Consider the following 13,158-nt stretch of genomic DNA (forward strand, 5'->3'; position numbering starts at 1 on the left):
GGCTACACCCGTCATGGCAGCCTCCTGTGTCAGATCAGGAGATTATGAACCCATGCGCAGGAGGTGCAACTGTAGTGCTAATCATCGATCCCCTTCACGCACGCGTGCGTCGAAGGTCGCATCTTACCTGTAGGGATAGCAGCGGCTTCGATCGAGCGTGAGGCCAAAATGCTGGGCGAGCCGGGCAATGGCCTCCTCATGCTCGGGGTATGGGTCCCGATTTGCCGCCCCCACGATGATGCTCCTGAAGTTCGAGGCCGCTCGTCCGTTCGGCGGCAGCATGGCCGTGACGAGTGCCGTCCCTTCCGCATCGCGCAAGGTCAGGAACAGCGGCATGACGCGTTGGATGTGGGCTTTCAGCCCGATGTTCTGCTCGACAAAGGGAACGGCGCTCGACCGATAGCTGTTCTCAGCAGCCTCCCAGGCCTGACGAAAGTGCTTCTCCACCGCATGGCCCATCGCGCTCGACTCGAGCACGGCCTCACCCTCGGTCTCGATCCGGAACCAGGTTTTCGATCCCGGCGCATCGCAGATGTATTGCATGACCTGTCAACGCGAAGAGCCCGTTGAAGGTTTGCGATGCCCTCTGTCACACCCAAGGGTCAACGCCCTTTGTTGACAAGGACCGATCAGGCGCCAGCAACTCGCTCAAGGCCGGCCATCCGTGAATTCGACGAGATCCCATAGGTTGCCATACAGATCCTCGAACACGGCCACGATGCCGTAATCGGCCTGCTTTGGCTCCCGGATGAATGTGATCCCCGCCTCGACCATGGCTGCATGATCGCGCCAGAAATCGTCGGTTCGCAGGAACAGGAAGACACGACCGCCAGCTTGGTTGCCGATGAACGACGCCTGATGCTCATTGGAGGCGCGTGCCAACAGAAGCGAAGTGCCCCCATTTCCTGTCGGCCTGACGATCACCCACCGTTTGTCCTGCTCCGGCTGGTAGGTGTCCTCGAGCAATTCGAACCGAAGCTTATTGACGTAGAAGTCGATGGCCTCGTCGTAGTCGCGAACGACGATAGCGATATGCGCAATCGATTGATCCACGTCGCCATTCCCTGAAATCGAGAGTGAAAGGCCATTCAGCGGGCGGCCCAGCGTCTGCGAAAGCTACGCTGTTTCACGTCTTCCATGCAAGGATGGCGTGGTCGGATCTACACCCAGCGGTGACTGCGCCCCTCAATGGTCAGGATTTTGCCCTGCCAGATGTCCATGCTGGCGGCCTGTCGGGAGTTGACCCCGCAGGCGATGGCGAGAAAGGCGCGGGCGACGCCGCCATGGGCCACCACCACCGTGTCGCGGGTGATGTCGTCGAGGAACGGGCGGATGCGGGCGACCAGCATGGCGTAGCTCTCGCCGCCACCGGGGGGAGCGTAGTTCCACTTGTCCTGTTCGCGCAGGACCGCCAATGACGGCTCGGCCTTGCGCACTTCCTTCCAGGTCATGCCCTCCCAGGAGCCGAAGGTCAGCTCCACGAGACGCTCGTCCAGCTTGTAGGATTCCGGGTGGAGGCCGATGGTCCCTCGCAGGATCTCCATGGTTTCGCGGGTGCGGGTCATGGGGCTCGCCACATAGGCGAGGTCCTCATAATGCGGCGCGAGGGCCTTGAGCTTGCGCCCGGCCTCCTCCGCCTGGACGCGCCCCACATCGTTCAGCGGAATATCCTTCTGGCCCTGGAGCCGGCCCTCGAGGTTCCAGTCCGTCTCGCCATGGCGAATGAAGTAGATCGTGGGGCGAGACGGCGTCACGGCTGATCCCGATTACTCTTTGTCCAGTGACAGATCGGGCGCTTCCGGGTTCTTCATGCCCACCACGTGGTAGCCCGCATCCACATGCAGGATTTCGCCGGTCATGCCGCGGGCCATGTCGGAGACCAGGTAGGCTGCCGTCTCGCCCACCTCCTCGGTGGTGACGGTGCGGCGGAGCGGGGAGTTGTACTCGTTCCACTTGAGAATGTAGCGGAAGTCGCCGATGCCCGACGCCGCGAGCGTCTTGATGGGGCCTGCCGAGATGGCGTTGACCCGGATGTTCTTGGGGCCGAGATCCGCCGCCAGATAGCGCACGGAGGCCTCCAGCGCGGCCTTGGCCACGCCCATGACGTTGTAATGCGGCATCCACTTCTCGGCGCCGTAATAGGTAAGCGTCAGGAGCGATCCGCCCCCGTTCATCAGCTTCTCGGCCCGCTGGGCGACCGCCGTAAAGGAGTAGCAGGAGATGAGGAGCGACTTGGTGAAGTTGCCCTCGGTGGTCTCCACGTAGCGGCCGGTGAGTTCGTCCTTGTCCGAGAAGGCGATGCAGTGAACCACGAAGTCGATGGAGCCCCAGAGGCGCTTGACCTCGTCGAACACCGCATCGATGGAGGCGCCGTCCGTCACGTCGCAATGGCCGACCACCACGCCGTCGAGTTCCTTCGCGAGGGGCTCGACGCGCTTCTTCAGGGCGTCGCCCTGGTAGGTGAAGGCGAGTTCGGCGCCATGCTGGCGGGCGGCTTGCGCAATGCCCCAGGCGATGGAGCGATTGTTCGCCACGCCCATGATCAAGCCGCGCTTACCGGCCAGAATGCCGGTGGCTTTTGTCTCCGCCATAGTTCACCTAGATCGTCGCTGGACAGGGAATTCGAGAACGGCCTCTTTAGCCGACCCTGCGGCGAGGGGGAAGACCTCTTGGGGGGCCTTGAGGCAATCCGGGCGTTCTAGGACTGATTTTCTATCGGGCTTCATGCATGGCCGTGGTCATCGGGCCTTGGCCGAGCGGCGCTTGCGGGCATAGTCCATCAGGTCCTCGTCCACCACCTCGGGCAGCCTGATCTCCACCGAGACCAGGAGATCGCCGTGTCCGGTCTTGCCCGGAAGGCCCTTGCCGCGCAGGCGGAAGGTGCGGCCCGAATTGGTCATGGGCGGGATCGACATCTCCACCGCGCCGCTCAAGGTCGGCACCCGGATGGTTCCGCCGAGGATCGCCTCCTCGATCTCGATGGGCAGACGCTGGCGCAGGTTGGAGCCCTCGGGGGTGAAGCGCTCGTGCGGAGCGAAGTTGATGGTGAGCAGCGCATCGCCCGGATCGATCCCCGGAGCGCCCTGCCCCAGGCCCCGCAGGCGGATCACCTGGCCGTCCGCGACGCCCTTGGGAATGACCACGTCCACGTCGCGGCCGGTGGAGAGCCTGATCCGCTTCTTGGCCTCCAGGGCCACCTCCTCCAGGGTGACCGTCAGGGTGGCGGACACGTCCTCACCCTTCTGCTGCGGCCGCCCGCGGCCCTGACGCATCCCGTCGTTGCTCGTGCGGAACGCGTCGCCGAAGAGCTGGGAGAAGATGTCGTCGCCCAGATCGGCCCCGAAGCCGCCCTTGCCCCGCCGTGCGCCGCCGCCGAACCCGGAGAAGCCCGCGAAATCCTCCGCCCGCGCACCGCCCCGGCCGCCGCCGAAGCCTTCGAACCCCTGGAAGCGCGGCTTGCCCTCGGCGTCGATCTCGCCCCGGTCGAACTGGGCGCGTTTTTGCGCATCGCCGAGGATTTCATAGGCCGAGTTCGCTTCCGCGAACTTGTCCTTCGCCTTTGGGTCATCCTTGTTGCTGTCGGGATGATAGGTCTTGGCGAGCTTGCGGAACGCCTTCTTGATCTCCGCTTCACTCGCGGAGCGGGATACGCCGAGAACGTCGTAGGGGTTGCGCATTGTGGATTCCATGAACCGTCAGAATAAGAGCCGGGAGCTCAACGGATTTGACGGTCATATGGGCAAAGTGTTGCCCCTTTGCAACGCCGCGACCGGCAAAAGCTAAACCTTGACCGCGCCTTTAGCCGGCTTGATCTCCTTGATCGTCCACTCGCCGCCGGACGGGCGACAGGCGGTGCCCTGGAGGGAGGCCGAGGACGGGCCGCTCAGCTGGGCCGAGAACGTGCGGCAGATCTCGTCGTTCTTCACGAAGGGTGCGCCCATGGGGGTGAAGTTGCCCTTCCGCGTGGTGTCGGGATTGTCCCACGAGACCTGGGTGCCCGCCCCCTGAGGATCGAGCGCCACGCCGAGCGCCGCCTTGGCGCGCCGCCAGTCCTCCTCGTCCAGATCGGAGGAGAGCGCGGTCACGGCCTTGGTGGCGATGGCTCCCGTTGCCTTCGGCTCGTCGTCGTCGAGGGCCGAGGTGCCAAGCGCAAGGCTGCATGCGCTCGTGGACAGGGCCATCAGCCCAACGGCCAGGATTTTTATGGCTTCGCTGAAGATAGCATCTGATCTATAACGGCGCGCATTGATCCACGTCACGCGTCGGATCCCCCAGAACCAAAAGACACAGAACGGAATTAAGCAGTGAACCAGTTAACAACCGGTGACTTCACTGAAACCGAAGAGCCCTTCGGGCTTTTTAGGGCCTGGATGCGGGAAGCCGAGGCCTCGGAGCCCAACGATCCCAACGCCATGGCGCTGGCCACCGTGGACGAGGACGGCCTGCCGAACGTCCGCATGGTGCTGCTCAAAGGCTTCGACGAGAACGGCTTCGTGTTCTACACCAACACGGAGTCCAACAAGGGTCGCGAGCTTCTCGGCCAGAAGAAGGCCGCCCTCGTGCTGCACTGGAAGAGCCTGCGCCGGCAGATCCGCGCCCGCGGTCCGGTGACCCTGGTGAGCGACGAGGAAGCCGACGCCTACTTCCAGAGCCGCCCGCGCGACAGCCGCATCGGCGCCTGGGCGAGCCAGCAGTCGCGCCCGCTGGAGAGCCGCTTCGCGCTGGAAAAGGCAGTGGCCCTGAACACCGCCAAATTCGCCGTGGGCGAGATCCCGCGCCCACCCCACTGGACAGGGTTCCGCATCGCGCCGGTATCCATCGAGTTCTGGCAGGACAAGCCGTTCCGCCTGCACGACCGGGTGGTGTTCAGCCGCGAGGACGACGGCTGGCGGAAGGTGCGGCTTTATCCCTGACGCGTCGCGACACCATGGACCCTGCCCTCCAACCCGGATAAGGGTTTGCACCCTTCGCACAGAGAATTCCCATGTCCTCTTCGACCAATGCTCCGCGCCGCATCATGCTGCTCACCGGCGCCAGCCGGGGCATCGGGCATGCCACGGTCAAGCGCTTCTCCGCGGCCGGGTGGCGGGTGATCACCTGCTCGCGGCACGGATTCCCCGAAAACTGTCCCTGGGAGATGGGGCCGGAGGATCACCTCCAGGTCGATCTCGCGGATGCGCAGGACACCCGCCGCGCCATCGCCGAGGTGAAGGAGCGCCTCGCCGTCGAGGGCGGTTGCCTGCACGCGCTCGTCAACAATGCAGGCATCTCGCCCAAGGGTGAAGGCGGATCGCGGATGGGCACCCTCGATACCCGCTACGAAGATTGGCTGCGGGTGTTCCAGGTCAATTTCTTCGCCTCGATCATGCTGGCCCGCGGCCTTCAGGACGAGCTCGCCAAGGCCAAGGGCTCGGTGGTCAACGTGACCTCGATCGCGGGCTCCCGGGTGCATCCCTTCGCGGGTGCGGCCTATGCCACCTCCAAGGCGGCGCTGGCGTCCCTGACCCGCGAGATGGCGGCCGATTTCGGGCCGCTGGGGGTTCGCGTCAACGCCATCTCGCCCGGCGAGATCGACACCTCGATCCTGTCCCCCGGCACGGAAAAGATCGTCGAGCAGCTCCCGCTCCAGCGCCTGGGCACCCCGGACGAGGTGGCAAAGGCCATTTATTTCCTCTGCACCGATGCAAGCTCCTACGTCACAGGCGCGGAGCTCCACATCAATGGCGGCCAGCACGTTTAAGAGAACCTCCCGCCGTCATGCGGCTTCCGCCGGCCGCGGCCCCACATAGCGCGACTGAGGCCGGATGATGCGGCCGGTTCGAGCCTGCTCGATGGTATGAGCGGCCCAGCCCGCCGAGCGGCCTGCAGCGAAGAGCGGCGTGAAGCCCTCGCGGGGAACGCTTAAGGAATCGAGCAGAAGCGCCGTGTAGAACTCCACATTGGTGTCGAGGCGGCGCCCGGGCTTGCGGCGCTCCAGCACCTCCAGGGCGGTGCGCTCGACTGCCTCCGCGAAGGCAATCCGGTTGTCAGCGCCCTTGAGCCGTGCGACGGCACCTTTAAGAACATCCGCCCGTGGGTCGCGCACCCGGTAGATGCGATGGCCGAACCCCATAAGGCGCTCGCCGCGGGCAATGGCGGCATCGAGCCAGGCCTCCGCGTTCTCAGGTCTGCCGATCCGGTCGAGCATGTCGAGCACCGGACCGGGCGCTCCGCCGTGCAGGGGACCTTTCAGGGCGCACAGTCCTGCGACCACCGCCGACAGAAGGCCCGCCTCGGTGGAGGAGACCACACGGGCCGCGAAGGTGGATGCGTTGAGGCCGTGGTCGATCACCGTCACGAGATAGGTGTCGAGGCCCCGCGCCTCGCCATCCTCGACGGGCGCGTCGCGCAGCATGCGCAGGAGGTCGGCCGCGTGGCCGGCGGACGCATCGGGAGCCACCGCCGGGAGGCTCCGGGACCCTCGCACCGCCATGGCGGCCGCCACCGCGGCAGCGCCAACGGCCAATGAGGCATGATCCTCCTCCGCATCCGGCAAGGCTGCGAGCAGAAGGCGCATGCCTTCCACCGGGGTGAGCCCGGAAAGGTGCGGGGCCAGCGGCGCAAGATGCGCGAATGCCCTGACCCGCGCCCTGCCGAGAAGACACCGGGGATCCTCGGAGATGTCGGGAACGAGCCCCTCCCACAGGGTGGCTACCGCCTCCTCGAAGGAAACCTGCCCGGCGAGCTCCTCCAGGTCACGTCCGCGTATGATCAGGCGGCCCGCCTCTCCATCCACATGGCTGAGCGCGGTTTCGGCGGCAACGACGTCATCAAGTCCGATCTTCATGGGATTGCTCCTGTGTCTCGGGCAATCTCATGCGGGGATTGCGCAAGCGTCAATCTTGAATCAACATATCAACCTATGCGCTCAGACTCCCTCGCTCTCGCCTCCGCCGAAGAGGCTTCGGCCCGTCTCGGCATCAGCCGGGCGAGCCTCTATGCCTATGTGAGCCGCGGCCTGATCCGATCTTTCTCCTCCCCGCACGATCCGCGCCAACGGCTCTACGCCGTCGACGACGTGGAAACCCTGGTGGAGCGCAAGGCGCGGTTCCGGCGTCCAGCGGCGGCGGCCGCAACGGCTCTCGATTGGGGCCTGCCGGTGCTGGAGACGAGCATCACCCGGATCAAGGACGGGCACCTGTTCTATCGTGAGAGGGATGCGATCGTTCTCGCCCGAGCCGCGACCCTGGAGCACACGGCCAGCCTTTTGATCGGGGCTTTGGACGAGGAGGCCTTCCGCCGTCCGTCCAGGGCCATCGAGCCGCTGCCCGGCCCCGCATTCGGACCCCATGCCTTCGTGGCGCAGGCCATCCGGCTCCTCTGCGCCCCGGCTCCGAGGGAGGCCCGGGCAGAGGAAATCGCAGCGATCCTGCGCCTGATGGCGGCGGCAGCCAGCGGCACCGATCCGGGCGCAACCCCCATCCACCGGCATCTCGCCGCCGCCTGGAGCGCCCCTGCGTCGGCGGCGGACGCGATCCGGCGGGCCCTCGTGCTGTGCGCCGATCATGAGCTCAGCTCCTCGGCCTTCGCAGTGCGGGTCACGGCCTCGACGGGGGCAACGCTGCGCAACGCTGTCATCGCAGGGCTTGCCGCCCTGAGCGGCCCCTATCATGGCGGCATGACCGAGCGGGTCAGGACCTTCCTGGAGGATCCCAGGATGCAATCCTATCCCGGGTTCAGGCATCGGCTCTATCCCGATGGCGATCCCCGCGGGCCGGCCCTTCTGGAGAACGTGCCGCTGCTCTCCTCCGATGCGACGACCCTGCGGGCCATCGAAAACGCAACAGGAGAGAAGCCCAGCATCGACACGGCCCTGGTCATGCTGGAGCGGGCCTATGGACTGCCGGCCGGTGCAGCCTTTACGCTCTTTGCCGTCGGGCGAACCGCCGGATGGCTCGCCCATGCCATCGAGCAGCGCAGTCAATCCAGCCTCATCCGGCCGCGAGCCCGTTATGTTGTGGCCGAGGACCAGCATTCCCCATGACCGACGACCGCTTCTACCCCTCCCGCCCCGTTCTTGCCGCCTCAGTCGCGGTCCTGCGCGAGGGACGCGTCCTGCTTGCCGCGCGGGGCAAGCCGCCGAGCGAGGGGCTATTCTCCCTGCCCGGCGGCAAGGTCGAGATCGGCGAGACCTTAGGCGAAGCCGCCCTGCGGGAACTTCGCGAGGAGGTTGGGGTTGAGGCCAAGCTTATTGGCTTGATCGCTCCCGTTGAATTCATTGAAAGGGACGAGAAAGGCCATATAAGACATCATGTCGTCATCGCCGCCCATGCAGCCCGCTGGGTCTCCGGCGAACCCCAGACAGGTCCGGAAGCAAAGGAAATCCGTTGGGTTACGGAACGGGACATCGCCGATCTACCGATGACGGCAGGGCTCGCCGGCATTCTGGAGCAGGCCTTCAGGCTCGGGCGCCAGGATCGGGCGTGATGAAGCGCGCAAGCCTTGCGCTCGTCATTCCCATGATGGCGCTGGCTTCCCTTCAGCCCGCGGCGGCACAGGGCTTCTTCGAGCGACTTTTCGGCCCTCCTCCGGGCCCGCAGCAGGGGGCGCCGCCGGCGCAAACCCGGCCGCAGCCGCAATACAGGCCGCAACCGCAATATCGCCCCCCGCCTCAGCAGCAGCAGCCGAGGCGCCCCCAGCAACAGCCGCAATCCCAGCGCCCCGCGCCCCAGCCACAACAGCCGGAGCAGCAGCAGGCGGAGCCCGCTCCTCAGGCCGAGCCGCCGCCCGCTCCTTATGAGAAGGAATTGCTGCGCCTGGCCGAGATCATGGGATCGCTCGCCATGCTGCGCCCCCTCTGCAACGCCCCCGACGCACCGGAGTGGAGCCGGCGCATGCAGGTTCTGCTCGACGCCGAGGGCACGACCCCCGGACGGCGCGAGCGGTTGGCCGGCGCCTACAACAAGGGCTACCAAGCCTATGCCCTCACCTACCGGGTCTGCACCCCATCGGCACAGGAAGCCTCCGTCCGCTTCGTCGGCGAGGGCGAACAACTGGCCCGCAACATCACCGGACGCTACGGCGGCTGACCGGGGCCTGTCCAAGACCACCGCAGCCCTGCCCTGAAGGCTTGGCTGGCTAGTGGCTCATGGGGTTGTAATGAGGCGCTGGTTCCCCTCCCCCTTGTGGGGAGGAGGGCTCCAGCGCCTTGATGGTCCCAACGCTCCCAAGAGAAAGACGGGTCTCGCGGCGTGCCTGAGGCCAGCGGGGAGAGGAGAGCTGGCGTCGTGCTTGACCCAACCAGCCAGAAGTTTCCCCATCCACTAATAAGCTAAAACTTCAGGAGCAAACGCAGCCTGACGGCCGCTCGTCAGCTTGCGCTCCGATGTGAGCCCCGGACACTGCCGATCCTGCGGGAGCCGGTGTTGCATGGCGGCCTCTTATCCACATTTTTCGCCCCGCACCCTCTCGCGTTAACCTCTTTGCAAGGTGATGCTGGCGGCGGGACGGTGCGATCGCTTAAGTTCTGGGCTCAACCGAACCCGCGCGCCGCCCCTCAAAGGGGCCAGGATCATGATGGACAACGACGTCCCCCTCGACGAACTGCCCGAAGACCTCAGCGCCCTCAAGCAGGCGGCCCTGAGCTATGTGACCGAGGCTTTCGCCGAGGCCGAACTCGACGGCCTCGACGGCGACTGCATGGCGCAGGCCGCCCTTTTCGCGGCCTTCACCGAACTCGTCGCCACCTATGGCGAGGACGCGGTGGCCGAATACGCCGCCACCCTACCGGACAAGATTCGCAGCGGCGCGTTCTCGATGGCGGTTTCGCTGAAGCATTGAGGGCGCAAACCCAACCAGCAACGGCAGGCTTGACCTGCCGTTCATTCTGGCCATGATGCGTCCATGCACGCGACCCGCCATATCTTCTCGTATTATCGGCCGACTTCATAGAAGCGGCACGGGTCGATTGTTACTATCGAAATGATGCCGCCGCGTGGCGGCATTTCAGTTTCAAATGATGTCCTCGCGGCGACCTTGCCACCACCGAGGACAACATGCTCAGCCGCCATCTCCAGCTATCCGAGAAGCCCAACCTTGCCATTGTCGGCGCAGGCGCATTCGGGGAATTCTGCATTCCGCATCTTCGCCGCTTCTTTAGCATCCGGCTCTGCGATCCAAGGCGGGATCTCGACGAGGTCTCCAAAGCACATCGCGTCGACACGGTCGATCTGGCAACCGCCGCCAAGCAGGATGTTGTGCTGCTGGCCGTACCCTTACGTCATCTGCGCTCGGTCGCGAAAGCTATCGCGCCGCACCTGAGGCCTGGAAGCCTTGTGGTTGATGTCTGCTCCGTCAAGGTGAAGCCTCTGGCCATTCTTGAAGAGGAGCTGCCACTGAGCGTCAGCATCATCGGAACGCATCCCCTGTTCGGCCCACAGAGCGGCCGAAACGGCATCGCAGGTTTGCGCATTGCGATCTGCCCGGCACGCGGACGGAGAAGCCGCATGGTCGAGCGGTTTCTACGAGGGAAGCTCAAACTCGACGTCATGCGGGTAACAGCCGAGGAGCATGATCGGCAGATGGCCTATGTGCAGGGACTCACCCACCTGATCACAAGAATCGTCGTCACGATGGATATGCCGCCGCTCGAGCACACAACAGCGACGTTCTCGCACCTGAATACGATGGTCGGCATGGTGCGTCACGACTCCGACGAACTGTTCCGCACGATCATCGCGGACAACCCGTTCACGGATAACGTGATGCAATCATTCGTCAAAGCCACAAAGGACGTTCTGCAATCCTTCGACGTCTCATCTGGCAAGGGCGCCTTGCCATGAATGCGATGAAGCTGAAACCGCTTATCCTCCAAGCGTCTCATCGAACCGCACCGCCTCACCCACCGACGGCGTCTCGAGCGAACCGTCCCACATGACCACATGGCCTCGCACGACCGTGCCGATGGGCCAGCCGGTGACCTTTTTGCCGTCGTAAGGCGTCCACTGCGATTTGGAGGCGATCCAATCGTTGGTGATTGTCTCGGTGCGCTTCAGGTCGACCACGGTGAAATCCGCGTCGTAGCCCGTTGCGATACGGCCCTTGCCGGCGATGCCGAATAGGCGCTTGGGACCGGCGCTCGTCATGTCGACGAAGCGCTCCAGGGTCATCCTGCTGGCGTTCACGTGGTCGAGCATGATCGGCACAAGCGTCTGCACGCCGGTCATGCCGGAGGGCGTGTTGGGATAGGCTTTGTCCTTCTCAGCGCGGGTATGCGGCGCGTGGTCGGAGCCGAGGATGTCGGCGATGCCCTCGTCCAATCCCTGCCAGAGGGCTGCGCGATGGAGTTCGTCGCGCACCGGCGGGTTCATCTGGATGTAGGTGCCGAGCCGCTCGTAGTCCTCGGGCCCCACCAGCGTCAGATGATGCGGCGTGACCTCCACGGTCACGAGATCCTTGTGGTCCTTCAGGAGCGCCATCTCCTCGGCGGTCGTCACATGGAGCACGTGGATGCGGGCACCCGTGTCCCGCGCGATGCGCACGAGGCGCTGGGTGCAGGCAAGCGCCACTTCGGCCGAACGCCACACGGGATGCGAGCGGGCATCGCCCTCGATGCGCAGATCCTTCCGGGCGCGCAGCATTGCCTCGTCCTCGGAATGGAAGGCGGCGCGGCGGCGGGTATGGCGCAGGATGCTGGCGATGCCCTCGTCGTCCTCGACCAGGAGCGAGCCGGTGGACGAGCCCATGAACACCTTGATCCCGGCAGCGCCCGGCAGGCGCTCCAGTTCGGGCAGATCTTTCACGTTCTCATGGGTGCCGCCGACCCAGAAGGCAAAATCGCAATGCATGCGGTGGCGGCCCCGCCTCACCTTGTCGGCGAGCGCGTCGGCGCTCGTGGTCTGCGGGTCGGTGTTGGGCATCTCGAACACCGCCGTGACGCCGCCCATGACGGCGGCGCGGGAGCCCGATTCGAGATCTTCCTTGTGGTCGAGGCCCGGCTCGCGGAAATGCACCTGGGTGTCGATGACGCCCGGCAGGATATGCAGGCCCCGGCAGTCGATCTCCCGTGCGGCGGAGGCATGTGACAGGTCGCCGAGAGCGGCGATCCTCCCGTTGCGCACGCCGATGTCGCGCTCCGCGCGCCCGTCGTGATTCACGACGACGCCGCCTTTGAGGATCAGGTCGAAGGTCTGGGCCATGGCAATCTCATCCCTTGAGGCCGATGCGGAAGCGGCATATGTCACGCGGATCACAAGTGCAACTGGAGCAGGGCATGCCGTCAGTCCATTTAGCCGACCGGGGCGTGGTAAGGGTTTCGGGCGAGGAGGCCAAGAGTTTTCTCGACAACCTCATTACCTGCGATCTGGGCCGTGTGTTCCCGCACACCGCGCGCCTCGGCGCCCTGCTGACGCCCCAGGGCAAAATCCTGTTCGACTTCATCGTCTTTCAGGCCCCCGAGGAGATCGGCGGCGGCTATTATCTCGACGGTCTCAAGGTTTTCGCGCCGGACCTCGCCAAGCGGCTCGGCTTTTACAAGCTGCGGGCGAAGGTGGCGATCGAGGATCTGTCCGATGCCATGGCGGTCGTGGCGGGCTGGGACGAGCCGAGGCCCGAGGACGAGGCGGGCCTCGTCGTGGAGGATCCCCGCCTGCCCGATCTCGGCTGGCGCGCCATCGTGGCGGCCCAGGACGCGGCGGAGTTCGCCAAGGATCCGGCGGACGCCTATCATGCGCGGCGCATCGCGTTGGGGGTTCCCGAAGGCGGCCGCGACTTCCTCTTCGGGGACGCTTTCCCGCACGAGGCCCTCATGGACCAGCTCAACGGCGTCGACTTCGACAAGGGGTGCTATGTGGGCCAGGAGGTCGTCTCGCGCATGCAGCACCGGGGCACGGCCCGCACCCGGCTCGTGCCGGTCGTTTACGAAGGCGGCTTTGCGGCGGATGTGGGCGTCGAGGTCATGGCCGGCGACAAGGTCCTGGGCAAGACCGGAACCGGCGCCGATGGCCGCGGGCTCCTGATGATCCGTCTCGACCGGGCCGCGGATGCGCTGAGCGCCGGCGAAACGATCCGGGCCGGAGGGATCCCGGTTCAGCTGCAGAAGCCGGCCTGGATCGGCTTTGCCTTTCCGGCTGAGGCGGGCTCGGCATCGCAAAGCACAATATAGTCAAGGTTCGACCGAAC

Annotated in this window: 16 protein-coding genes; 8 read left to right on the forward strand and 8 right to left on the reverse strand. The window is 65.4% G+C overall.

The window, feature by feature from the left end:
• Positions 1-123 precede the first annotated feature (123 nt).
• The 6 genes from JKG68_RS08110 to JKG68_RS08135 all read right to left on the reverse strand — a co-directional run bounded on the left by JKG68_RS08110 (position 124) and on the right by JKG68_RS08135 (position 4,259).
• Positions 124-543, reverse strand: coding sequence for a hypothetical protein (locus tag JKG68_RS08110; RefSeq protein ID WP_202057897.1), 420 nt, complete (start codon positions 541-543; stop codon positions 124-126).
• Positions 544-648: 105 nt separating this feature from the next.
• Positions 649-1,053 (reverse strand): VOC family protein, encoded by a 405-nt coding sequence (locus JKG68_RS08115; protein WP_202057898.1) that lies wholly within the window; start codon positions 1,051-1,053, stop codon positions 649-651.
• A 107-nt stretch (positions 1,054-1,160) separates the two neighbouring features.
• Entirely contained in the window at positions 1,161-1,754 is a 594-nt protein-coding gene (locus JKG68_RS08120; protein WP_202057901.1) for a histidine phosphatase family protein, read from the reverse strand.
• 12 nt (positions 1,755-1,766) lie between these two features.
• On the reverse strand, positions 1,767-2,591 hold the full coding sequence (gene fabI, locus JKG68_RS08125) for an enoyl-ACP reductase FabI (RefSeq protein WP_202057902.1): 825 nt from the start codon (positions 2,589-2,591) through the stop codon (positions 1,767-1,769).
• A gap of 147 nt (positions 2,592-2,738) precedes the next feature.
• Positions 2,739-3,677 carry a DnaJ C-terminal domain-containing protein gene (locus JKG68_RS08130; RefSeq protein WP_202057903.1) on the reverse strand — a complete coding sequence of 313 codons (939 nt, stop codon included), beginning with the start codon at positions 3,675-3,677 and terminating at the stop codon, positions 2,739-2,741.
• A gap of 102 nt (positions 3,678-3,779) precedes the next feature.
• Complete coding sequence (locus tag JKG68_RS08135; RefSeq protein ID WP_312890752.1) at positions 3,780-4,259, reverse strand: RT0821/Lpp0805 family surface protein; 480 nt, start codon at positions 4,257-4,259, stop codon at positions 3,780-3,782.
• Between the two features lie 45 nt (positions 4,260-4,304).
• Between JKG68_RS08135 and pdxH the strand changes: the two genes are divergently transcribed.
• Positions 4,305-4,913 (forward strand): pyridoxamine 5'-phosphate oxidase, encoded by a 609-nt coding sequence (pdxH, locus tag JKG68_RS08140; protein WP_202057904.1) that lies wholly within the window; start codon positions 4,305-4,307, stop codon positions 4,911-4,913.
• Between the two features lie 71 nt (positions 4,914-4,984).
• Positions 4,985-5,740, forward strand: coding sequence for an SDR family NAD(P)-dependent oxidoreductase (locus JKG68_RS08145; RefSeq protein ID WP_246515213.1), 756 nt, complete (start codon positions 4,985-4,987; stop codon positions 5,738-5,740).
• A 15-nt stretch (positions 5,741-5,755) separates the two neighbouring features.
• Here the strand turns inward: JKG68_RS08145 and JKG68_RS08150 are convergent, their stop codons facing one another.
• The gene (locus tag JKG68_RS08150; RefSeq protein WP_202057906.1) at positions 5,756-6,826 is read right to left on the reverse strand and encodes a citrate synthase/methylcitrate synthase; all 1,071 of its coding nucleotides are present in this window, start codon (positions 6,824-6,826) and stop codon (positions 5,756-5,758) included.
• A 75-nt stretch (positions 6,827-6,901) separates the two neighbouring features.
• On the opposite strand from JKG68_RS08150, the gene JKG68_RS08155 reads away from it, so the two are divergent.
• The 5 genes from JKG68_RS08155 (at position 6,902) to JKG68_RS08175 (ending at position 10,820) form a co-directional block, all read left to right on the forward strand.
• Complete coding sequence (locus tag JKG68_RS08155; RefSeq protein ID WP_202057908.1) at positions 6,902-8,023, forward strand: citrate synthase; 1,122 nt, start codon at positions 6,902-6,904, stop codon at positions 8,021-8,023.
• Positions 8,020-8,466 (forward strand): NUDIX hydrolase, encoded by a 447-nt coding sequence (locus JKG68_RS08160; protein ID WP_202057911.1) that lies wholly within the window; start codon positions 8,020-8,022, stop codon positions 8,464-8,466. The genes JKG68_RS08155 and JKG68_RS08160 overlap by 4 nt, the downstream gene beginning before the upstream one ends.
• Positions 8,466-9,068: a TIGR02301 family protein gene (locus tag JKG68_RS08165; protein ID WP_246515215.1), complete on the forward strand. Its 603-nt coding sequence runs from the start codon at positions 8,466-8,468 to the stop codon at positions 9,066-9,068. Before JKG68_RS08160 ends, JKG68_RS08165 begins: the two co-directional genes overlap by 1 nt.
• Before the next feature lie 484 nt (positions 9,069-9,552).
• On the forward strand, positions 9,553-9,819 hold the full coding sequence (locus JKG68_RS08170) for a hypothetical protein (protein WP_202057913.1): 267 nt from the start codon (positions 9,553-9,555) through the stop codon (positions 9,817-9,819).
• A gap of 215 nt (positions 9,820-10,034) precedes the next feature.
• Positions 10,035-10,820: a prephenate dehydrogenase/arogenate dehydrogenase family protein gene (locus JKG68_RS08175; RefSeq protein WP_202057915.1), complete on the forward strand. Its 786-nt coding sequence runs from the start codon at positions 10,035-10,037 to the stop codon at positions 10,818-10,820.
• 21 nt (positions 10,821-10,841) lie between these two features.
• On the opposite strand, the gene JKG68_RS08180 is transcribed toward JKG68_RS08175, so the two are convergent.
• Positions 10,842-12,176 carry a dihydroorotase gene (locus tag JKG68_RS08180; RefSeq protein WP_202057917.1) on the reverse strand — a complete coding sequence of 445 codons (1,335 nt, stop codon included), beginning with the start codon at positions 12,174-12,176 and terminating at the stop codon, positions 10,842-10,844.
• 74 nt (positions 12,177-12,250) lie between these two features.
• On the opposite strand from JKG68_RS08180, the gene ygfZ reads away from it, so the two are divergent.
• Positions 12,251-13,141: a CAF17-like 4Fe-4S cluster assembly/insertion protein YgfZ gene (ygfZ, locus tag JKG68_RS08185; RefSeq protein ID WP_202057920.1), complete on the forward strand. Its 891-nt coding sequence runs from the start codon at positions 12,251-12,253 to the stop codon at positions 13,139-13,141.
• Positions 13,142-13,158 lie beyond the last annotated feature (17 nt).

Origin of the sequence: Microvirga aerilata (genome assembly GCF_016743775.1) — a bacterium.
In the GTDB taxonomy this organism is placed as follows: domain Bacteria; phylum Pseudomonadota; class Alphaproteobacteria; order Rhizobiales; family Beijerinckiaceae; genus Microvirga; species Microvirga aerilata.

Bases quoted from the DNA above. Each gene is read 5' to 3' on its own strand.
- JKG68_RS08110 (WP_202057897.1), bottom strand. From the start codon at position 543: ATGCAATACATCTGCGATGCGCCGGGATCGAAAACCTGGTTCCGGATC.
- fabI (WP_202057902.1), bottom strand. From the start codon at position 2,591: ATGGCGGAGACAAAAGCCACCGGCATTCTGGCCGGTAAGCGCGGCTTG.
- JKG68_RS08130 (WP_202057903.1), bottom strand. From the start codon at position 3,677: ATGCGCAACCCCTACGACGTTCTCGGCGTATCCCGCTCCGCGAGTGAA.
- JKG68_RS08145 (WP_246515213.1), top strand. From the start codon at position 4,985: ATGTCCTCTTCGACCAATGCTCCGCGCCGCATCATGCTGCTCACCGGC.
- JKG68_RS08150 (WP_202057906.1), bottom strand. From the start codon at position 6,826: ATGAAGATCGGACTTGATGACGTCGTTGCCGCCGAAACCGCGCTCAGC.
- JKG68_RS08155 (WP_202057908.1), top strand. From the start codon at position 6,902: ATGCGCTCAGACTCCCTCGCTCTCGCCTCCGCCGAAGAGGCTTCGGCC.
- JKG68_RS08160 (WP_202057911.1), top strand. From the start codon at position 8,020: ATGACCGACGACCGCTTCTACCCCTCCCGCCCCGTTCTTGCCGCCTCA.
- JKG68_RS08165 (WP_246515215.1), top strand. From the start codon at position 8,466: ATGAAGCGCGCAAGCCTTGCGCTCGTCATTCCCATGATGGCGCTGGCT.
- JKG68_RS08170 (WP_202057913.1), top strand. From the start codon at position 9,553: ATGATGGACAACGACGTCCCCCTCGACGAACTGCCCGAAGACCTCAGC.
- JKG68_RS08175 (WP_202057915.1), top strand. From the start codon at position 10,035: ATGCTCAGCCGCCATCTCCAGCTATCCGAGAAGCCCAACCTTGCCATT.
- JKG68_RS08180 (WP_202057917.1), bottom strand. From the start codon at position 12,176: ATGGCCCAGACCTTCGACCTGATCCTCAAAGGCGGCGTCGTCGTGAAT.
- ygfZ (WP_202057920.1), top strand. From the start codon at position 12,251: ATGCCGTCAGTCCATTTAGCCGACCGGGGCGTGGTAAGGGTTTCGGGC.